We start from the raw sequence: 20,346 nt of genomic DNA, 5'->3' as shown, positions 1-20,346 counted from the left end.
TCAGGCGGCCAGGAGTGCGCGGACCTTGTCGGTCTGGAGCCTGATCAGGGACTCCTCGTTGACGGGGAGCTGCGCGGCCCTCTCCGGCGGGGTCAGCGAGCTCGGCACGTCCCCGAACGCCGTCACGGTCACCGTGAGGTTCTCGCAGCGGACGACGGTGACGGCCAAGGCCTGATCCACGCTGCGGCCGTCGATGGTGTCCGTCCAGGTCTGGAGGTACGCGACCGATTCCTCGCCTGCGGTCACGTCGGGAAGCCTGGTGGCCCTCCGTTCCACCGCTGGTGTGCCGTCCGCGTAGTCCACGGTCATGGTCGGGCAGTCGTCCAAGGCCTTGCGCAGGGAGGCCAGGTGGGCCTCGGCGTCGCCCGCGGACCTGCGGTCGATCGTTATGGAGCGGATCACGAGGGTCGATCCCAGCTTGTGGACGTTCACGGCGGCGGAGACCTGGGCCGGGTGAGGGGGCGTGGCCTGGAAAGGGCGGCAACTCTCGGGGACGGGAGGTTCCCGGTCCGGCGTGCGCTCCTGCTCGATCCGCTGGTCGCCGTTGGTCCCGTACCCGACGGTCCGGGCCTCCTGGTCGGACAGCAGGGCGTGCGCGAGTGCTCCGCCGGAGAGCATCTGGACCTCCCGGGGGGAGGCGGGCGCCGAAGCGGAGGCGGGCCCGGCCCCCGCGGCCGGCACGGAGTTGCTCGACGTGCAGCCGGTGCCGAGCCCGAGCACGGCCACCGCCGCAGCAGCGCGCCATGCGTTTCGATTCCTCAAGCTCATGCTCCGTCCCCCTCGGTACAGCCGTTCCGGACCTCGCGGAGCGTACAGATCACGCCCGCCGCCGAACAAACGGGTTCCGGCCGCGGGACCGGCGGCCCGGTCGAACCTGCGCTGCGGGCCTTGCCGACACGCCGTCAGAACACGCCCGACGCGGCAGGCCGCAGCTTGTCCTGGAGTGCACTCCAACGCCTACGTTGGGCTTGTCCGCGCCCGGCACCACCCACCGGGGCCGAGACGGACCACCGGACGAGACAGGGAGACATCGATGACCGCCGACAACACGACCGCACACGACCGCCAGGACCGCCAGGACCGCTTCGAGCGAGGCATGGACGTCCTCGCCCGCATCGACGGCGAAGCCGGGAAGAACGTGATGTCCGCCCTCGCGGACGTCTCCCCGGAGCTGGCGCACCAGATCGCGGCCTGGGGGTTCGCCGAGATCTACTCCCGCCCGGCACTGCCGCCGCGCGACCGCCAGCTGCTGACCCTCGGCATGCTCACCGCCCTCGGCGGGTGCGAACCCCAGCTGGAGGTCCACGTCAACGCCGCCCTCAACGTCGGTCTGACCCCCCAGGAGATCGTCGAAGCGCTGCTGCACGCCGCCGCCTACTGCGGATTCCCCAAGGCGATTAACGCGACCCTGGCCGCCAAGCGGGTCTTCGCCGAACGCGGCCTCCTACCGGTCCGCGACGACGCGGCAGCGGATCCGCGCTGAGAACAGCCATGGGCGGCACCCGAGCCGCCGTCGTTCTCGCGGATGAGATGATCCGCTCGTGATCGTTCGTCCGACCGGGCGAGCGGAGGGACCGTACGATGCGGCCTTCCTGCCTCGCCAACAGATGATCCTCGGTCCGGCCGAGCAGCCGATCTCCGATCCGGTGGCCAAGTTCGGCGGTGAGCCGGTCTGGCTCGCCGAACCGACCTGGCCGCTGGACCCGGGATCCGGTGAACCGCTGGTGTTCATCGGTCAGTTCCCCGTCCCGGGCCAGGAGCTCCGCTTGGCCTATCTCTTCCTCGACGAGGAGGACATCGTCATGGGAGGGACCGACCCGGAGAGGGGCGACGCCGTCCTGCTGGTCCAGCCGGACGGCCGCATCCCGTCCTTCGCCGTCATAGGGCCGCCGGGGACCCGGGGGCGGACGTTGTGGCGCTGGGGACCTGACGACGCCGAGATCCCCGTCGAATGGCGCATCGACCTGCAGCCTGTGCCGCCCCTCCTCGGCGCCGAGGAGCCGCGCGACCACCTCGGCGGTGCCGCCCGCTACCCGAACGAGTGTGCGCGCGTCGGTTCCCCCTGGCAGTTCCTCTTCCGGATCAGCGACGCGGGCGAGGGCGAGGACGATCCCTACTTCCTCAACTTCGGCTACGGCTTCGGATTCGCGTTCGTCAGCCCCGACCGCCGGGAGGGCCGCTTCTACTGGGAGTGCTCGTAGTCGGGCGTCCTGTGCCCGGAAACCAGCTGACCGGCTGCGGGGTGTCGAAGCAGCAGCCGTCCAGCGGTAGTCGGTCGATCAGGCAGTCGCACGCCGTGGTCAGCCGCTGCACCTGCGGCAGGCCCGGTCCGGACGCCGGCTCGGGAACGGCCACGAAGTAGCCCCCGAGCAGCGGGACTTGGGATCCGGCGCCGCCGGCTGCGCCGGGCTGCCCGGCAGTACCGGTGATGCGCGCCGTGGGCGCTCCAGCGGGGGAAGCGGCTCGCCGGCGCGGGGCGGACGGCCTTCGGCGAGCAGCCGCCGGGCGGTGGGGACCGGGTCCCGGTAGCCGCCGGGCCCGTGGTTCGCGTCGTCCGCGGGTGGGACTCCGTTCGGTGGTGCCGGTCGCAGGCTGCCAGTGGTGTCGGGAGTGCCCAGGTCAGGGGTGCGCCGGGTGGGTCCGGGTGCACGTCTTCGGCGCCGCGGGGGCTCCGTGCCGTAGGGCGGCACGGAGCCCGTGCCCGGCGGGGCTACTTGGATTCGGCCCGTGCGAGCGGGGCGGGGTCGGCCGCCAGCGTGTCGCGTGCCGTCTGCCAGGCGGGGTCGCCGGGGTAGAGCTCGCTGCGCAGGTAGGCCCAGACGAGCCGGGCGAGGGTGGCGACCCGCTCGGGGTTCGCGTCCGTGGTCTCGGCGACGTCGTATCCGGAGACTCCGCCGAGCGAGTGCTCCGCGTCGAACAGGGTGAGCAGCGACTTGGGGCTCGGGGCGAGGACGTAGGGATCGGTGTGCCAGTCGGGCCCGCTGACCGTCAGGAAGGCGGAGTCGTCCTTGTCGCCGGCGACCACGAGCGCGGGCGTCGTCATCGTGGAGAAGTCCGTGGTGAGGAGGAAGGAGTAGTGCTCGGCCGTGAACTCGGTGAGGGCGTCGCCGCCGCGGCCGGGTGCCGCGAGCAGCGCGCCCGCCTTGATCCGGGGTTCGGCCAGGTCGACCGTGGTCGCGTCGTGCGGATCGGTCAGCCGGGCGCCGAGCAGCAGGCTCGCGGTGTGCCCGCCCATGGAGTGGCCGACGACTGCGACCCGGTTCCGGTCGAGGCGGCCGGTGAGCCGGGGGACGGCGGCCTCGATCTCGTCGAGCCGGTCGATGACGCGCGTCATGTCCTCGGCCCGGGTGCGCCAGGGGTCCGCGGCCCCGGGGGCGTCGGGGGACAGGTTCAGGGTCCTGGAGTCCAGGTGGGTGGGCTGGATGACGACGAAGCCGTGGGCGGCCCAGAAGTGTGCGAGGGGGGCGTAGCCGTTCAGCGAGGAGAGGTGATGGGAGAAGCCGAGGCCGTGCGAGAGGAGGATGACCGGCAGCTCGTCGCCGGTCAGCGGGGCGGAGATCCGCACCTGGAGGTCGACGGCGCGGCCGGGGACGGGCAGCACGACCGGGCTGACCGAGAGGACGGGGGTGGGGGAGCCGGGGGTGGCGGCCGTGAAAGCAGGTGCACTCATGGGGAGCATGCCCTTCGATGGTGTCCGCAGCCGACCGCGGAGGGCGGCGGCGGGTGTGGCGGAGCGCCGCTTTCGGATAGGCTGAAAGCGGATCGTTGTTCCACTTAAGATACGGAACGTTGATCCGTTTCGTCAAAGGCCATCGGAAGGAGAACGTGGTGCCCACTGCGGACCAGTCCAGAGGGGCGTCCGCCCGTAGCAAGCGGGCCGACGCCGTGCGCAACCAGCAGACCCTGCTCGACGCTGCCGCAGAGGTGTTCGTGAGCTCGGGGATCGACGCGCCGATCCGCCAGATCGCGGCCCGGGCGGGTGTCGGACTCGGGACGCTCTACCGTCACTTCCCCACCCGGGCGGACCTGGTCACCGCCGTCTACCGGCACCAGATCGAGGCCTGTGCCGAGGCGGGGCCGAGACTGCTGACCGAGGTCGCCTCCCCGTTCGACGCGCTGCGCGAGTGGGTCGACCTCTTCGTGGACTTCCTGGTCACCAAGCACGGCCTCGCCGACGCCCTGCAGTCCGACAGTGAGCGCTTCGCCGCGCTGCACACCCACTTCCTGGACCGGCTGATGCCCGTGTGCGGCGACCTGCTCGCCGCGGCGACCGAGGCCGGCGAGATCGGGCCCGGCGTGCAGCCCTACGAACTGCTGCGCGGCATCGGCAACCTCTGCATCGGACGCGACACCGACCCCCGCTACGACCCCCGACGGCTGATCGACCTGCTCCTGCGCGGACTGCGGCAAGGAGGGGCGCCCGACGCCGTCGACGCCGGATGACCCTCCGGCCTCACCGGGCCGCCGCCGTGGTCGGTGTCAGTGCGACGCGTCGCGGGAACGCCGGTAGCGCTCGTAGATCACGCGCGAGCCGAACGTCCTGGTCTCGACCAGGTCCAGCCGGACGTCCTCGGTGACCGGCGGCAGGAAGGGTGTGCCGCCGCCGACCACGACCGGATTGCGGAACATGCGCAGTTCGTCGACGAGGCCGAGCTCGAACGCCCCCGCGGCCAGGCCGGGGCCGCCGATCGAGACGTCCTTGCCGGTGGCGGCCAATGCCGCGGCGGCCTCCTCGGCCACCGAGCCGGATGCCAGCCGGGCGTTGCCCTGCACGCTGGTCAGGGTGCGGCTGAAGACGACCTTCGGGATCGCGCACCAGACGTCGGCGAAGGTGGCCGCGAGCTCGGTGCCGCGCATCGAGGGATCGGTCTCCCACGGCAGCATCGTCTCGTAGAGCCTGCGCCCGCACAGGTATCCGCCGAGCTCGCGGGTCTGCACGAGGTGGAAGCGGAACTGCTCCTCGGTCGGGGTCGTCCACCCGAAAGCTCCCTCGCGGTCGGCGATGAAGCCGTCCACCGAGACGCCCATCGAGTAGATCAGCACGGCTTCGAACCGATCGCGCCCGGGCCGTGGAGGCACGTCGCGGCGAGGACCGCCCCTGAACGTGACATCGGGTTCTCCGTCCGTCGGTGGGCTGCCCCGTGCAGCCGGTGTCGGGGCGATCGTACGGTCGCCGGCATCGCCGCACCGGGAACGCCCGGCTCCCGGCTTTCGTGGCGGATCGGCACGGGCCGGCCGTGGGTCGGCTGTGGCCCGGCCGAGTGTCAGCCGGGGGTCGACCCCGGCTCGTTAGGGCTGTCGGACAGGTCGTCGTCCTCCCCGCACAGGTGGCCCGGCGACCTCACGTGGACCCCGCAGATGCACGCGAAGTCGGACTCGTTCGCGCTGTCCCAGAGGAACGGAGGCGGCGGCGCCTGCGGGACGCCCCGGAGCGCGCCGGCCATGGCCTCGTCCTCCACGGCGTCGACGCCGTGGAGCGCGACGGCGCCCAACGGGGTCGGGCCGCCCGACGTCCAGGCGTCCTCGGCGAGCCGCCATGGCGCGGGGACGGCGCCGCCGCCGGCCAGGGCGTCCAGGACCCGCCGCGTTCGTTCGGCCGGCTCGTCCACGGGACGGTTGAACACCCGGACGGAGAGCCGGTGGAGCCCGTACAGCAGGGCCACCAGGACGACCGTCGCCACCAGCGGGCCGAGTACCGGCCCGTCGGTCTCTCCTACGGTCGAGAACAGCGCGACGCCGGCGCAGGCGATCGCCGCCGCCATGAGCGTCAGCGAGATCAGTGACACCACGACCAGGCCGAGGCAGTCGCCGATCACCCGGCCCCACGGAGTGTGGACGAGCAACCGCTTCACCGCACGGCTCCGGCCGAGAGCGGCGATCGCCGGGTCGCCGGCCAACCGCAGCCGCAACTCCGCTACCGAGCAGACGAGTTCGGGGCCGGCGGCGGCGATCAGCGCGGCCTCGATGCCGTCCGCCGGGTGCGGATCGGCGACGGTGGCGGTGGCGGTGTCCGTGTCGACCACCAGGCGTGCTTCACGGTGCATCCGCAGCAGTGTGGTGTCGACCACCCGGGTCGGGCCACCGGCGACGAACGCCAGCTCGTGGAGGGAGAGTCGGGCATTCGTCGGGTGGGTGCGCGGGTGGTCGCGGCGTGACCGGTCGGCTTGCATGCGGGCCTGCCCTCAGCGGCGTTCGAGTGACGGAATGGCCGGTCCCGGGAACACGGCGCCCGGGACGAGAACCGTCACGACCGCCCCGACGACCAGCGGCACGGTGCCACGCCCCTCTCCCACAGTGTGCCGATCACCGTGACCACCCCGTCCCGGAGATCGCCCCATCATGCCAGGAGACGTGAACGCGTCCGATGTGTTTCCGGAGTGCACCTCGCCCGCCCCGGGCGGATGGAGGCTGCTCGAACGAGTGGGTCGGAGGCAAGCGCCGTACGGCTCCGCCTGCGGCCCGGCGGCAGGCGGTTCGCCGCCCGGCTGCCGCAGGACCGAGGGGCCGGGCCCGCCGGATCAGGTCCCGTAGACCTGGAAGGACCACAGCGAGTAGCCCCACCGGGTTCCGCGGGCGGTGCCGTACATCCGGATGTAGCGGCCGCTGCCGGTGAAGCCGGTCAGCGTCTCGGTGCCGCCGGTCCCGTTCGCGCGGGTGTAGACCGTGGTCCAGGTGGTGCCGTCGTTCGACATCTGGATCCGGTAGTCCTTCCCGTACGCGGCCTCCCACGCCAGCACGACGCGGCTGACGGTCCGCACGCTGCCGAGGTCGATCCGGAGCCAGCTCGGGTCGGCGTACTGGCTCGACCACCGCGTCGAGGCGTCGCCGTCGGTGGCGCCCGCAGCCGGGAAGTCCGGTGTCTCGGTGCTGGAGGCGGTGGCGGGCCTGCCCTGGGCGAGGTCGCCGGAGGTGTTCGGGCCGGGCCAGAGCGGGTCGCGGCCGATCGCGTCCATGAGCGGCACGAACGCGGCGTAGGTGCTCACCGGCTTCGGCGATCCCCAGGTCATCTGCGCCAGGCCGCGCAGGGGGTACCTGATGCCGGCCGCCGTCCGGTCGACGGTCTCCGCGGACGGGGTGTCGCACCAGACGTGCAGCTTGCTGCCGAGGTTCCGGCCCGGATCGGTGACGGTGTTGGTCCCCTGGAACCGGTCGGCGTTCCACGTCTCGTACATCCACGTGGTGTTCGGTTTGGCGCCGCCGTAGACGTAGTACGTCGGGTCCCAGGACTCGTTGCTGATGGTGTGCCCGCTGTCGATCAGCTGCTGCGGGGTCGCGCCGTAGTCGTACCAGTACTCCACGACGATGTCGGCGTTCGGGGTCAGCGTGCCGTCGCCGGTGCCGATCCCGTCGTTCCACATCCGCATCGTCCTGCCGCCGGCCCGCACGATCGAGTCGGCCCAGTTGACGAAGCCGTAGTAGGTGTCCTTGGCCGTCGCGTCCGGGCCGTAGTTGGCCCGGGCGTAGCCGAGCAGCTGCGGGTAGGAGGCGTAGTCGGTGACGTACTCGTCGGCGCCGAGGTGCCAGTACCGCGAGGACGTGAACAGCGGCTCGTACTCGGTGATCAGGTCGCTGATCAGCTGCCGGGCACCGGGGTCGGTCAGGTCGATGAAGCCGGCGCTGACCTTCCCCCTGCCGTCCTTGAGCCGGTAGTCCTTGCCGACGGCCAGTTCGCCGGACAGGATCGCGTCCATGTGCCCGGGCATGTCGATCTCCGGGACGATCGTCACGTGGTACCGGTCGCCCAGCGCGATGAGGTCCGCGACGTCCTGCTTGGAGTAGTGCTGCGCCGATGTGATCTCCGGATGCGTGCTGCTCTCCAGCCGGAACCCGAAGGTGTCCGACAGGTGCAGGTGCAGGTAGTTCTCCTTCAGGTACGCCATGTCGCGGATCTGGCGCTCGACCCAGGGCACCGGGAAGAAGTTCCGGCCGGTGTCGATCATCAGGCCGCGTTCGGACTTCACCGGCCAGTCCCGCGCGGTCCCGGCCGCGATCGTCGGTCCCTGGTGCAGCAGTTGGAGCACGGTGCGGGTGCCCCAGAACGCGCCGGTCGCCGTGGCCCCGGAGACGACGATCGACGACCCGACGGTCATCCGGTAGCCCTCGGCGGGCAGGCCCGTGGCGCCGAGGGCCAGTGCGATGTCACCGGGCGACGGAGTGCCCTGGACGACCTCGACCGTGCGCCCTTCGAGGGCCGACAGGTCGGTGGCGAAGGTGGCGGCGTCGTCGGCGACCTGGGAGGCGGATGCCGGGTCGACGACGATGCGCGAGGTCGGCCCGAAGGTGAACGAGCCGGCGCCGGCCGTCCACTGCTGGAGCGCCGGGACGGTGGTCGGCGCGCCGGCTACGGCCGCGGCCGCGGCAGCGGTCGTGGCTGCGGCGCCGGGGGCGGTCGCCGTGACGGCGAGGGGTAACGCGAGCGCGCTGAGCGCTGCGGCGAGGAGGGTCCGAAGGGATCGCATGGCCTGCCCTGGTGTCGAGGGGAACGGTGCATGGCTGAGTGCGAATCTGCGCGTTGTATAGACCTGTCGCGCACTATTGCGCAGTATTGGGTATCCCGCCGAGCCACACAAGGGGCTGACGGAAGGTGAAGAATGCGCGACTTGCCCGGTTCGTGCGGCGCGCATAGGTTCTTGATCGACATATGGCGGCCGTGGACCTATGCTGACGTCATGACAGACCGTCAAGTCACAGGAGGTGCTGGCCATCTCCGAGGGACGCACCAGGCTGCGCACCGGCACCCTCTTACACCGCGCTCGACCGGCTGCTGATCGGCCTCTACCCGACCCGCTACCGGATGGCCCACGGCGAGGACATCGCCGCCACCTTCGCCGAGGCCGCCGAAGGCCTGAACGGCCGCGCACTGCTGCGCGAACGCCTCGACCTCGCCTCCCACGCGCTGCGCCTGCGGCTGCGGATCGGCGCCACCAACCCCACCGGCCGGATGCTCGCCGGAGCCGCGCCGATCGTGCTGGCGACCACCGCCGGCAGTTGCCTGTACTTCCTGCTGCCGAACCTGCACGAGACGGCCCACCGGATCCGCTACCCGTTCCCGAACCTCGGGCTGGGTCACGCCGTGCTCAGCGCGGTGCTGGTGCTGGCAGACACCCTGCCGTGGATCCTCGCCCTCGCCGTGCTCGGCCCGTGGCGTGGCGCCCGGATCACGGCGCTCGTCGCGGTCGTGGTGACCGCCGGCCTGCAGACGCTCTCCTGGTCGAACGTGTTCTCTCTGGTCGGGCTGCAAGCGGCGCTGATCCTGACCGGGGCACTGGTCGTCCTGGCGCCGCCGGACCTGGTGGACGTCTCGCCGCGACGCCGCCGCGAGGGTGCGGCGGTCGCCCTGGCGGTCGGGTTGCCCATGATCGCGATGACCGGCGGAGAGGCCGGGCCCTTCCACGTCGGTGGCCTCAACGGCATGGCTCTGCTACCGATCTGGCAGGGCGCCGTGGTGTCCACGGTGCTGTTGGCGCGGCTCGCCGGCCGCCGGCCCGACCGGCTCGGCGCCCTCGGGGCCTCGCTCGCGGTACTGCCCGGCCTGCTGCCCGCCGTGATCAGCTCGCTGGCCGCGCCGGACCGGCCGCTGTGGATCGCCAAGTACGCGGGATCCGCCCCGGGCGGCGCCGACGCCGCCCGGCCGGACAGTTCGTCCCGTCGGCCCGGCCTTCCGACTTACGCCCCCACGTCAGCCGGACTCGTCCCCGAGAAGTGCGGCCACCATCGCGTCCAATTGACGCTCGCCGAGCTCCGGCACGGTCCAGCCCTTGCTCCACGCGTGCCGGATGAACTCGGGGTCGAGGGCCACGTGGTAGTGCTGCACGTAGTGGGCCAGGTCGGAATGCCAGAGCCAGTGCCCGTCCGTCATCAGGTGCCACCCGCCGATCACAGGCCGGTCGGGGCTGAGGATGTCACGCACGAGCGTGGTCGCGGCGATCAGGACCGTGCCGTTGCGCAGGTACTCGATGAGTTCACGTGCATGTGTCTGCTCATGGTCGCGGACGGCAGATCGGAGTGACGGCCCCTCCGGCCGGCCGTGGCCGAGCTCCCTGAAGCCCCCGACCACCGGGAATCCGTAGTCCATGGTGAGAGGGTGAGGCACCTGCCCGAGGCCGGTTCGGAGATGTCGATCGCGGTTGCCCCCGACGTCGGCAGGACCGTGCTGGGGCGCCGCGCCGGCCGGAGCCGCGGTCGAGCGCGGCCGGGGGTACCGAAGCCTCATGCCCTCGGATCGGCGACTGCCGTCTCGGCGAGCCACCTGGGCCCGTAGGTCGCGATGTAGTGCTCGGCGACCTCGCGGACGTCAAGGTCGTCGCTGGCCTGGGCCCTGGACCAACTCCTCCAGAAGCGGCCATGCCTGCAACTGGGGCGTCGCGGCCCCACCGATCGGAGAGGGTGGACCAGCGCACCAGTTCCGGAAGGACGGAGGCGCCGTCGGCTGCGAAAGCCGTCAGAAAGTGGAGGGCGGCGCCCTGCTGCCAGACGCCCGCCTCGGGGGACAGGGCCGCCCGGAGGATCTCTGTCCCGTCCTGGGCACCGTTGTGGAAGTCGGCCTGGCGTCGCTGCAACTCCCGCCTGGCCTCGACGAACGCGTCCCAGAGTTCCTTGTCGGACGGCGCAGTGCTCATGGTCTGTTCTCCGTTGCGGCTCCGGGCTCTCCGGCAGTGGTAGCTGGTCGGCGAGGTGGATCAAGACGTCCTCCGGGTCCGTGCCGGGTCCGCCCGGGGTGATCCGTCGAAACGGAGATCGGGGGTTGCACGCAAATCCAGGATCCCGACGTCATCGGCACAGCCGGGCAGCGACCGCGACGTCGAAAGCGCGGCTCGAAAGTGTTGCACCTCGGCCGAGCAATGGCGAACCTGGATCGGTTCCTCCGTTCAGGCGGCATCTCGTTCGGGGGTCGTGCGCCGCCCGCGTCGTGGTGACGGTGGAACGCCCGGTACGGCGGGCGTGGCGGCGATCGACCGAACACCGTCCGGCTGGTGTGCTGTGGTCGACCCCCGCTCGACGGGGAACAGCCGGACCGGTTGTGGAGCCTGCCCCTGCAACAGTTCGTCTACCGGCGGCTGATGCGTCGTCCCCGGGCGACGGGGGAGGAACCGGCGGAGGTTTCCACCCGACCGGTCGAAACGGTCGGGTGGAAACCTCCGCCCCCGCTCAGGCGGCCGAGGTGTACAGCTTGGAGCCGGCCTGCCCGACGCAGTCCCACTGTTGGATGCGGGCGCCGTTGCCGGTCTGGGAGTTCTCCACCTCCAGGCACTTACCGCTGTGGTAGTTCACGAGGTTGACGTAGCCGTTGCCCGCGTCGACCGGGTACCACTTGGAGCCCTCCTGGCCCAGGCAGTCCCACTGTTGGATGCGGGCGCCGTTGCCGGTCTGGGAGTTCTCCACCTCCAGACACTTCCCGCTGTGGGAGTTCTTCACGTACTCGTAGCTGCCGTGCCATTCGCCGTACCAGCCGGAGCCGGCCTGGCCGACGCAGTCCCACTGCTGGACGGTGGCGCCGTTGCCGGTCTGGGAGTTCTCCACCTCCACACACTTGCCGTTGAAGGTGTGGATCAGCCAGTTGCCGGCGACCGCGTTCTGGCCGGAGGCGGCCGGGCTCGTGCCGGCCGCGACGGCGGGGCCGGCGGTCAGCGGTGCGCTCAGCAGTACCAGCGCACCGCTCAGGAGGGCGACGGACTTCCTTGAGATCATGGAGTTCTCCTCAGGCGACTTCCGTATACGGACCGCACAAGCCTTCCCGGGCACGGCAGTTGGCACGCCGGGTTGCATGCCCCTGACGGAAGTCGGCCGAGAATGGTCGGCCTCCCGGGCTGTCCACGCGTGCGGATGGGGCCACCGTTTCCGCCGGGGCTCCTGAGGCCTCGCCCCGTCGGCTGCGCCGGGCGCGACCGCGCTATTCCGCGTCGCGCGGCGGCCGTCGCCGGGTGATCCGGTCGAGCAGATCCGTCAGCGGCTCGCCGACGTCGCGGCCGAACTCGGTGAGACCGTAGGTGACCTGGGGCGGTGTGGTCGGTTCGACCTGTCGCCAGACCAGGCCGTCCTGGACCAGTCCGCGCAGGGTCTGGGCGAGCATCTTCTCGCTGATGCCCTGGATGCTGCCGCGCAGCTCGTGGAACCGGAGGTCGTTGCTCCGCAGGGAGATCAGGACCCAGACGCCCCACTTGCTGGTCACGTGGTCCACCACGTCGTGCGCGGGGCAGTCGGTGTGAAACACGTCATACCGCTCTGCCTGCTCGACCTGCCTGCGCTGCACGCCTACCACCATGTCAGGAGCTTACCTCCAGGTCTGTCCTTACCGAGAATGAGTCCGCAGACCTAGCGTGACGGTCACACAGAAGACATCGGGCAAGGAGCAGATCATGATCGTGGTGACCGGGGCTACCGGGAACATCGGCCGGCCGTTGACGCGGGCACTGGCGGAGGCGGGCCGGCAGGTGACGGCCGTGTCGCGACGTGCGGCGGTGGTGCCGGAGGGGGTCCGCCATGTGGCCGCCGACCTGGCCGAGCCGGCCGGCCTCCAGCCCGCGCTGGCCGGGGCGCAGGCGCTGTTCCTGCTGCTCTCCGGCGACCTGCACGCCGCCGGGGCCGGCCCGGCCGATCTCATCGCCCAGGCCGCGGCCGGTGGCGTCCGCCGGGTCGTCCTGCTCTCCACGCAGGGCGTGGCGACCAGGCCCTTCGGCGCGACGCGGATCGCGATGCGCGCGGTGGAGGACGCGTTGCGGGCCTCCGGCCTCGAATGGGCCGTCCTGCGTCCGGGCGGCTTCGCCTCCAACGCCCTGTGGTGGGCCGATTCCGTCCGCACGCGACAGGTCGTCGCCGCGCCCTTCGGCGACGTCGGGGTGCCGATCGTCGACCCGGCCGACATCGCCGAGGTCGCGGCGGCCTGCCTGCTGGACGACCGGCACACCGGCGGCGTGTACGAGCTCACGGGGCCGGAGGTGATCACTCCGCGAGGGCAGGCGCAGGCCATCGCCGCGGCGCTGGGCTCGCCGGTGAGGTTCCACGAGCTGACCCGCGAGGAGGCCGCGGCCGCCATGGCCCGGACCATGCCGGAAGAGCTCGCCGCGGACACCCTGGACATCCTCGGTTCCCCGAGTCCGGCCGAACTGCGCGTCAGCCCGGACGTCCAGCGGGTCCTCGGCCGGGCCCCGCGCCCCTTCGCCGACTGGGCCGCCCGCAACGTCGCCGCGTTCCGCTGAGACCGGTCGGCTCGGTCGGTCAGCGCGGCCGGTCGGTGACGCTGGTCGGTGACGCCGGTCGGTGACGCCGGCCGCCGCCGGTTCCGTGCGCCCCGCTGGGCCCGAGGGCGAGACGTCCCCTTGCCTCAGATGATCCGATTTCGTATTATCCGAAACCGTGAAGTACGAATCCGTTCCATCCGAGCGTTCGGCGCTGCTGGCCCTGCAACGCGCGACCCACGCCACCCTGCACCTGATCGCCACCGAACTCGTCGATCTGGACCTGACCGCGTCCGAGATCAACGCACTGGCCAATCTCGCCGACGGCCGGGGCCGCACCGTCTCCCAGCTGGGCGCCGCCGTCGGCACTCGCCCCACGACCCTGACCGGCGTGCTCGACCGGTTGGAGCGACGCGGTCACATCACCCGCGGCGTGCGGGCCGGCGACCGTCGCTCGGTACTCATCGAGCTGACCGGTTCCGGCCGGGCGGCGGCCGACCTGATCGGGCGGACGCTGGCCGATCTCGAACACCGCGCCCTGGACGGCCTGCCGGCCGAGTCGATCGCCGGCTTCTACGCCGTGCTGGACGCGCTGACCAAGGAGGGATCTTGACCGGGGCCGGCCCTGGCGCGAACGAGGAGCCCTCGGCGTTCACGCAGCTCATGGAGGAGGTGATGGCCACCGCCGAGCGGTTCGGGCACCGCCAGCACGTCCGGCTGACCTGGCTGGCCGTCCGACGCCACGGGACGGCCGCGTCGGTGGACCTGATCAGCGACGGGATCCGGCGCACCGCCCGCTACGCGGGCGCCCCCCAGAAGTACAACGCCACCGTCAGCCGTGCCTGGGTCGAGTTGGTGGGCCACCACGCGGGCCGGTCGGACGCCGCCGACTTCGACGTCTTCGCCGACGCGCATCCCGCGTTGCTCGACAAGAAGTTGCTGACCCGCTTCTACCGGTCCGCGACGCTGGCGGGCGATCCGGCCAGGACCGGCTGGATCGAGCCCGACCTCGCGCCCTTCCCCTGGCACACCGACGGATGAGGCGGAACCGATCGACCCCGACGGCGGGGCGGCGGTGTACGGAGGCCGTCCGGTCACCGCAACCGCCTGCCCGTCGGCCGGACGGAAACCTCGTTGCCCGCCCCGGCGGTCCTCCCTAGGGTGGCGGTCAGCGACGTGTAGCTCAGTAGCCAGAGCGCCGGACTTCAGATCCGGTGGGCGCGGGGGCAGGACCCGCCACGTCGGCCATGGACGACAACGCTGAGCAGCAGCGCCCGACGACCGCCGTCTCCGTCGACTTCGCCCACGGGCAGCTCGCCCGGGCGTTCGTCACCGCGCTCTCCCATCCCGACGCGGAGACCCGATCGGGCGCGGAGAACCGCCAGGAGCGGTGGCGCGCGGTGCTGGCCGGGATGAAGGACGGCAGCCTGCGGATCGGGACCAGGGCCCCGGTGGCGGGCCTGCCCGTGTGGGTCACCCCGGAGGTGCTGCGCGGCGGCTTCGCCAGCGGCCGGGCCTGCGCCGAGGGACCGCTCCAGCCGTACGAGGCCCGAGCCTGCCGGGAGGCCGGCATCCCGGCGGACCGGGCGGGGCTGTTCGCCCACTCGCTCACCGAGGCCGGCCTGGCCCGGCTGTGGGAACTGCTGGACAGCGGGCGCTACCGGGTGACGGTCCCCGAGGAGGCCGCGCTGCTCACGGTGGCGTGGCTGGTCCGGGCCGGCGAGCAGGGCGCGGCCCTCGAACTGGCCGCCGTGCTGGCACCGTTCGCGGCCCGGCTGCGATTCACCCCGCAGACCGGCGACGGACCGGCGTCCGACCCCGACGCCGTTCACCGGCAGACCGTCGCGGACACCGTCGCCACCCTGGAACGGCGCGGCCCGAACCGGTCGGTGGAGACCCAGCGTGAGGCGCTGGCGGTGTGGCTGCCGTTCTCCGACGAGCTGCTCGCCCACTGGCTGGAGACCGCCGGAATCGGGCGGGTGCCGGAGCACGGCCCGGGCCCCGACTGGCACCAGCGCGGAGCGGAACTCCTGTTCCGCTACGCGGCCGTACGCGCCGCACCTCAGGACCGCCCGGTGCGCGGCCGGCGCTCCGGTACGGCGTCCGGGTTCTCCGTCCTGTGCCGGGAGCGGGCCGGCCGCGCCTCCGCCGACTGGTCGGTGGCCGGCAACGGCACGGTCATCGAACAGGCCCAGATCCTCACCACCCACAACCTGGCCACCCTGGTTGGGGTCGCCGGCGTCACCCCCGTCGACGGGTGGGACACGCTCGCCCGGCGCGCCTTCGACACCGCCTGCCGGCTGGTGCTGAGGGCCGAGCAACTCCCGCATCCGTTGGCCGCCGTGAAGAACGCGGCCTTCGCCTGGCGGCAGATGGTCTTCCACCTGTCGCTCTGCGCACCGCGGACCCGTGAGGCGGTGCTCGACCGGCTCGCGGGGGACCACCCGGCCCGGCTGGCTCCGGCCGTGGCCGGGCTGGTACTGACCGCCGCGGGCGGGCGGTTCGAGGACGACGGCACGGCGGACGGGGGTGCCTCGCGCCGTCTGCTCGGATGGACGGTCGGCCCGCACTGGCTGCTCCGCCGTTCATGACGCCCGGCGCGCGCCGGCCCGGGTGTGGGGGCCGGTGCACCCCACGTCTCCGGTGACCCTGCCTCTTCGGCTCTACGTCGGTGGCCCCGGATGTCCAAAAGGCGGTGCAGGCAGAGGCAATTAACACATCATGTGATCTAATGATCTCTCAGAAGCGGAGCGCCGGGATTTAGTTGCGGCTCCGCGGCCCAGACGGAACCCCGCGGAGTTCAGGATGATGCTCACGACTGTCAGGCCGCCGCATGCAGGGACGCCGGACGTCCCGTGCGGAGCGCCGTCGCATCGTGGCACGGGAGTCCGGCGGTGAGCTGAACGGCGTGGTGCACGTCCGCCGGTCGGTCGTGCATGGCATGGACATGGCAATATGCTGTCCCTGTCACGCTTGCTGCTCGATCGATCATTTGTACGTCCGTAATCCGCCGGTGCTCCGGAGGTCGGGTGCTCGTTCGCCGCGAACGAGTGGCTCCTCAATGTCTCCCCCGGAGTCGGCTCGACCCCGAGGACCCGTCCGTTGACCTCGATTCCCGAGACCGCCGCAGTGGTGCTCGGCGCCACGACCGCTGCCGGTGCCGTAGCCACGGCGCTGCTCGCGCGTTCGCGTCGCACCCTCGTCGCGCAGAATGCCGCGCAGTCCGCGGCCCTGAACGCCGCCGACAGGAGCGGGCAGGAGTCCCGCGAGCAACTCAACCAGCTCGGCGGCCGACTCCAGCAGCTCGGCGACGAGTTCCAGCATCTCGTCGCCGACCGCCTCCCCGGCCTGGCCCTGCACCTGGTGAGTTCGCATCACCCGGTCCCCGGCCTGAAGCACGAGGCCCTGGCCGGCACCGAGTACGCCGCTCTGTACGAAGCCGTTCTCGGCCACTACGCGGACACCGTGGCCAAGGAGCGCCGACGCATCGACGCCTCCGCCCGCGCGGCGCTGCGTGGTGCGTGCCAGGACATCCAGGCCCTGTCGCACCGGCTGCAGTCGCAGGTCGAGAGCCTGCAGAGCGAGTTCGACGACCCGCGTCTGCTCGACGGTCTGTTCAAGGTCGACCACCTCAACGAGCAGGCCATCCGGCTGGTCCAGAAGGCCGCGATCGTCTGCGGGGCCTGGCCGGGGCACGTGCGTCCGGACACCTACGCGGTCGAGATCGTCAGCGGGGCCTCGTCCCGGCTGCACGGCTACGAACGCATCAAGATCAGTTCCCGGCTGCTGGATTCGGGCCTCGCGGTCGTCGGCCGCGCCGCGGAGCCCGTCGCCGTGGCCCTCACCGAGCTCATGGCCAATGCGCTGGAACACTCCCGTGACGACCTCGCGGTGGAGGCCAGCGTCATCCAGACCGGCTCCGGCAGCGTCTGCGTCACCATCGACGACGCGGGCACCGGCATGAGCGCGGAGGCCGTCCGCCGCGGTGTCCTCCTGGTGTCGGGTGAGGACCGGCAGGACACCTTCCTCACCGAGCTGGGTGATCCGCCGGCCCTCGGGTTCGCCGCGATCGGCCGGCTCGTCGCCGACCACGGCTTCCAGGTGTCGATCGGCCAGGTCTCCCCGTACGGCGGGGTCCGTGCCGTCCTCACCATCCCTCCGCACCTGCTGACCACGATCGACGAGGAAGCCGAACCGATCTCGGCGATGGCTCCGCTGCCCGCCGCTCCGCCCGCGGCGCCCCGGTGGCCCACGCCGCCTCCGGCCGCCGCCGCCCCGAACGAAGAAGCTCCGGACGACGGCAGCGGCCTGCCGCAGCGCCGCCGCCGTGCCCGTCCGGAGCCCACCCGCAGTGATGTGCCCGTCATCGAGCCCCGGGAGTTGAACCCAGAGAAGGCTCGTGACACCTGGAGCCAGTTCCAGGAGGGAATCGCCGCTGGTCTCGCCCCCACCGACTCGAAGGAAGCACCGTGACCCTCTCCGCCTCGCGCCCCGTGATCGAGGACCCGTCGTGGGTCCTGAATCCCATCACCGAAGTCAGCAACGAGGTCAAGCACGCCCTGGTCCTGTCGAGCGACGGCATGGTCATCGGTGCGACGGAAGGGCTCCTCCGCGAGACCGCGGAAGGAATCTCCGCCATGACGGCTGCTCTTCACGGCGCGGCCCGCGCCGCGGCCAACGCCGCGCTGGAGGCCTCGGACGGCACTCCCGTCACGACCATCACCGTGCAGAACACCCACGGCACGTACATGATCATGCCGGCCGGTGCCCGCACCAACACCTTCATCGCCGTCGCAGGAGGCCTCGACATGCCGATGGGCACGGTCGCACACATCATGGCCCGGCAGGCCAAGAAGCTCGGCGAACAACTCATGTCGGTCCCGGCCCGCACACAGAGCCCGTCATGAGCCGCGCCCCGCAGCGGCGGCGGATGATCCCCAGCTACCTGGCGACCAGGGGTGTCGGCACCCCGAGCCGCAACTCCCTCCAGTCGCTCATGGCCGTGGCCGCCACGGGGCTCCCGGCCGCACCCCACCACACCCCCGTGCAGCAGCGGATGATCTCGCTGCTCACGGGCGGTGCCCTGACCATCAGTGAGACGGCCGCCTACCTCCGTCTGCAGACCGGCGTGTGCAAGGTCCTGCTCTCCCAGCTCATCGACGGCGGCCACGTGCAGGTCCGCGTGCCGGCCCCGGACGCCCTGCTCCCCGATGCGCACGCCAACCGTCCGTCCAAAGAACTCCTGGAAGAGGTGCTGAATGGACTCCGCGCGCTCAGAACGCACTAGCCCGAGTCCGGTCTATCTGCCGGAGGGTGACCAGCAGCGGCTGAAGATCCTCGTGGCGGGGCCCCTCGGCATCGGCAAGACCACCGCGATCAGGACGCTGTCCGAGATCCCGACGCTGCACACCGACGAGGTGATGACCGACGCCGCCGCATCGGCGGACGACCTCACCCTCGACGGTCTGCGCGGCAAGACCACCACCACGGTCGCCATCGACTTCGGCCGGCTGACCGTGCCGCAGGCCAAGGTGGTCCTGTACCTGTACGGCACCCCCGGGCAGCGCCGCTTCCTGCCGCTGTGGGAGGACATCGCCGACGGCGCGATCGGGGCCCTGGTCCTGGCCGACACGCGCCGCCTGGACCAGTCGTTCGAGGTCATGGACCTGGTCGAGGAACGCGGCCTGGACTACGCGGTCGCCGTGAACACGTTCCCGACCTCACCCGGGTACTCCCTCGAAACCCTGCGTTCCAAGCTCGACCTGGACGAGCGGACCCCGCTGGTGACCTGCGACGTCCGGGAGAAGAACTCCACCCTGGACGCACTCATCGTCCTGACCGCCCACCTGATAGCCCGAGCCGGAGACGAACCCTCGTGACCGTCACTCCTCCCGCCGCCCCGGTGCGCATCCACGGGCCCGAGCACGACGCCGACCCCGCGCGCAGCTACGAACTGCTGCGCCTGCAGGGGCCGGTCGGCCTCGCGGAGATCTCGCCGGGCGTCGTCGTCCACCTGGTCACCGACTACCGGGCCGCACTCGACCTCTTCCACGACACGGACACCTGGTCCAAGGACACCCGCCCGTGGATGGACCAGGTCCCGCCGGACAGCCCGCTCATGCCGCACGTGCAGTGGCGCCCCAGCCTGTTCTTCGCCGACGGCGCCCAGCACGCCCACCTGCGCAGCGTCATCACGGACAGCTTCAGCCTGCTGGACCCGCACGACGTCCGCGACCTGACCTTCCGCTACGCCGACACGCTCCTCCAGCGGTTCGCGGGGGAGGGGCGGGCCGACCTGGTCGCCCAGTACGCGCAGCAGATCCCCCTGATGGTCTTCAACGCGCTGTTCGGCATGCCCGACGAGTACGCCTCCCGGCTCCTGGCGGCCCTCACCGCGATGGTGAGCTCCGATCCCGAACAGATGGGCCAGGGCGCGCAGTCGCTGAACGAGTACCTGACCAGCCTGTACGCCACCAAGGCACAGCAGCGCGGACACGACCTGACCTCGTGGTTCATCGACCACCCGAACGGGCTGAGCCCGCAGGACGTCCTCCAGCAGGTCATCATCGTCCTCGGTGCGGGCAACGAGCCGCTGACCAACCTCATCGCCAGCACGCTCGCCCGGATGCTCTCGGACGACCGCTACTTCGGCACCCTCACCACCGGGAGCCTGCCGATCCAGCACGCGATCGAGGAGGCCCTCTGGAACGACTCCCCGCTGGCCAACTACAGCCTGCACTTCCCCCGGTACGACGTCGAGTTCTACGGCACGGTCATCACGGCCGGCTCGCCCGTGATGGTCTCCTACGCGGCCGCCAACTCCTGCCCACACGCCAACCCGCCGAAGGAGGGCCACCGTTCCGGCAACAAGGCCCACCTCGCCTTCGCGGCCGGCCCGCACGCCTGCCCGGCCCGCTCCACGGCCGTCCTCGTCGCCACCGCGGCGATCGAACGGCTCACCTCGTACCTGCCCGACATCAAACTCGCCGTGTCCGCGGGCGAACTGACCTACCGCGGCGGCCCGATCTACCGGAGCCTGACGGCCCTGCCCGTCCGCTTCACCCCGCTCACCCTCGACGCCGGGGGAGCGGCGCTCCGGCAGCCGTCGTCCGGGTCGGCCGCGGCCGCCGCGGGTCCCGTGCCGGCGTAGCGGCGGGGACAGCACGCACGC

20 protein-coding genes are annotated in these 20,346 nt (G+C 71.7%); 13 read left to right on the top strand and 7 right to left on the bottom strand.

Translation table 11 applies throughout. From position 1 onward, the window contains the following. Positions 1–762, bottom strand: a complete 762-nt coding sequence (locus ACIOFR_RS23185; protein WP_401000204.1) for a hypothetical protein — start codon at positions 760–762, stop codon at positions 1–3. A 271-nt stretch (positions 763–1,033) separates the two neighbouring features. Here ACIOFR_RS23185 and ACIOFR_RS23180 point away from each other — a divergent pair, with 271 nt between their 5' ends. Then, entirely contained in the window at positions 1,034–1,483 is a 450-nt protein-coding gene (locus ACIOFR_RS23180) for a carboxymuconolactone decarboxylase family protein (RefSeq protein ID WP_401000202.1), read from the top strand. 124 nt (positions 1,484–1,607) lie between these two features. Next, on the top strand, positions 1,608–2,201 hold the full coding sequence (locus tag ACIOFR_RS23175; RefSeq protein WP_401000200.1) for a hypothetical protein: 594 nt from the start codon (positions 1,608–1,610) through the stop codon (positions 2,199–2,201). Positions 2,202–2,710: 509 nt separating this feature from the next. Here the strand turns inward: ACIOFR_RS23175 and ACIOFR_RS23170 are convergent. Next, positions 2,711–3,670, bottom strand: coding sequence for an alpha/beta hydrolase family protein (locus ACIOFR_RS23170; RefSeq protein WP_401000198.1), 960 nt, complete (start codon positions 3,668–3,670; stop codon positions 2,711–2,713). 158 nt (positions 3,671–3,828) lie between these two features. Here ACIOFR_RS23170 and ACIOFR_RS23165 point away from each other — a divergent pair, with 158 nt between their 5' ends. Next, positions 3,829–4,443, top strand: coding sequence for a TetR/AcrR family transcriptional regulator (locus ACIOFR_RS23165; RefSeq protein ID WP_401000196.1), 615 nt, complete (start codon positions 3,829–3,831; stop codon positions 4,441–4,443). A gap of 36 nt (positions 4,444–4,479) precedes the next feature. Here the strand turns inward: ACIOFR_RS23165 and ACIOFR_RS23160 are convergent, their stop codons facing one another. The 3 genes from ACIOFR_RS23160 to ACIOFR_RS23150 all read right to left on the bottom strand — a co-directional run bounded on the left by ACIOFR_RS23160 (position 4,480) and on the right by ACIOFR_RS23150 (position 8,459). Continuing rightward, a complete protein-coding gene (locus ACIOFR_RS23160; protein ID WP_401000282.1) occupies positions 4,480–5,028 on the bottom strand; it encodes a dihydrofolate reductase family protein in 549 nt (182 codons plus the stop codon). A 236-nt stretch (positions 5,029–5,264) separates the two neighbouring features. Further along, positions 5,265–6,170: a TIGR04222 domain-containing membrane protein gene (locus ACIOFR_RS23155; protein ID WP_401000194.1), complete on the bottom strand. Its 906-nt coding sequence runs from the start codon at positions 6,168–6,170 to the stop codon at positions 5,265–5,267. Positions 6,171–6,518: 348 nt separating this feature from the next. Beyond that, positions 6,519–8,459 carry a family 20 glycosylhydrolase gene (locus ACIOFR_RS23150; RefSeq protein WP_401000192.1) on the bottom strand — a complete coding sequence of 647 codons (1,941 nt, stop codon included), beginning with the start codon at positions 8,457–8,459 and terminating at the stop codon, positions 6,519–6,521. 335 nt (positions 8,460–8,794) lie between these two features. Here ACIOFR_RS23150 and ACIOFR_RS23145 point away from each other — a divergent pair, with 335 nt between their 5' ends. Then, positions 8,795–10,009, top strand: a complete 1,215-nt coding sequence (locus ACIOFR_RS23145) for a hypothetical protein (protein WP_401000190.1) — start codon at positions 8,795–8,797, stop codon at positions 10,007–10,009. A 1,139-nt stretch (positions 10,010–11,148) separates the two neighbouring features. Here the strand turns inward: ACIOFR_RS23145 and ACIOFR_RS23140 are convergent. Both ACIOFR_RS23140 and ACIOFR_RS23135 read right to left on the bottom strand, forming a co-directional pair. Continuing rightward, the gene (locus tag ACIOFR_RS23140) at positions 11,149–11,688 is read right to left on the bottom strand and encodes an RICIN domain-containing protein (RefSeq protein ID WP_401000188.1); all 540 of its coding nucleotides are present in this window, start codon (positions 11,686–11,688) and stop codon (positions 11,149–11,151) included. A gap of 202 nt (positions 11,689–11,890) precedes the next feature. Next, positions 11,891–12,262, bottom strand: coding sequence for a winged helix-turn-helix transcriptional regulator (locus ACIOFR_RS23135; RefSeq protein ID WP_401000186.1), 372 nt, complete (start codon positions 12,260–12,262; stop codon positions 11,891–11,893). A 94-nt stretch (positions 12,263–12,356) separates the two neighbouring features. On the opposite strand from ACIOFR_RS23135, the gene ACIOFR_RS23130 reads away from it, so the two are divergent. From ACIOFR_RS23130 to ACIOFR_RS23090, 9 genes are all read left to right on the top strand, one after another. Continuing rightward, entirely contained in the window at positions 12,357–13,196 is an 840-nt protein-coding gene (locus ACIOFR_RS23130) for an SDR family oxidoreductase (RefSeq protein WP_401000280.1), read from the top strand. Positions 13,197–13,353: 157 nt separating this feature from the next. Beyond that, positions 13,354–13,788 carry a MarR family winged helix-turn-helix transcriptional regulator gene (locus ACIOFR_RS23125; protein ID WP_401000184.1) on the top strand — a complete coding sequence of 145 codons (435 nt, stop codon included), beginning with the start codon at positions 13,354–13,356 and terminating at the stop codon, positions 13,786–13,788. Beyond that, positions 13,785–14,216, top strand: coding sequence for a hypothetical protein (locus ACIOFR_RS23120; protein ID WP_401000182.1), 432 nt, complete (start codon positions 13,785–13,787; stop codon positions 14,214–14,216). The genes ACIOFR_RS23125 and ACIOFR_RS23120 overlap by 4 nt, the downstream gene beginning before the upstream one ends. 206 nt (positions 14,217–14,422) lie before the next feature. Further along, positions 14,423–15,766 carry a hypothetical protein gene (locus tag ACIOFR_RS23115; protein ID WP_401000180.1) on the top strand — a complete coding sequence of 448 codons (1,344 nt, stop codon included), beginning with the start codon at positions 14,423–14,425 and terminating at the stop codon, positions 15,764–15,766. A 511-nt stretch (positions 15,767–16,277) separates the two neighbouring features. Further along, positions 16,278–17,648, top strand: a complete 1,371-nt coding sequence (locus tag ACIOFR_RS23110; protein WP_401000178.1) for an ATP-binding protein — start codon at positions 16,278–16,280, stop codon at positions 17,646–17,648. A gap of 20 nt (positions 17,649–17,668) precedes the next feature. Beyond that, positions 17,669–18,082: a roadblock/LC7 domain-containing protein gene (locus ACIOFR_RS23105; RefSeq protein WP_401000176.1), complete on the top strand. Its 414-nt coding sequence runs from the start codon at positions 17,669–17,671 to the stop codon at positions 18,080–18,082. Continuing rightward, positions 18,079–18,462, top strand: coding sequence for a DUF742 domain-containing protein (locus tag ACIOFR_RS23100; RefSeq protein WP_401000174.1), 384 nt, complete (start codon positions 18,079–18,081; stop codon positions 18,460–18,462). Before ACIOFR_RS23105 ends, ACIOFR_RS23100 begins: the two co-directional genes overlap by 4 nt. Beyond that, positions 18,434–19,054, top strand: coding sequence for a GTP-binding protein (locus ACIOFR_RS23095; RefSeq protein ID WP_401000172.1), 621 nt, complete (start codon positions 18,434–18,436; stop codon positions 19,052–19,054). Before ACIOFR_RS23100 ends, ACIOFR_RS23095 begins: the two co-directional genes overlap by 29 nt. Then, positions 19,051–20,325, top strand: a complete 1,275-nt coding sequence (locus ACIOFR_RS23090; protein WP_401000170.1) for a cytochrome P450 — start codon at positions 19,051–19,053, stop codon at positions 20,323–20,325. The genes ACIOFR_RS23095 and ACIOFR_RS23090 overlap by 4 nt, the downstream gene beginning before the upstream one ends. Positions 20,326–20,346: the final 21 nt, after the last annotated feature.

The sequence above is a fragment of the Kitasatospora sp. NPDC088346 genome (assembly GCF_044740765.1).
GTDB lineage: Bacteria > Actinomycetota > Actinomycetes > Streptomycetales > Streptomycetaceae > Kitasatospora.
Note: the sequence above shows the minus strand (reverse complement) of the source record. Positions and strands in the feature narration are given on the sequence as shown.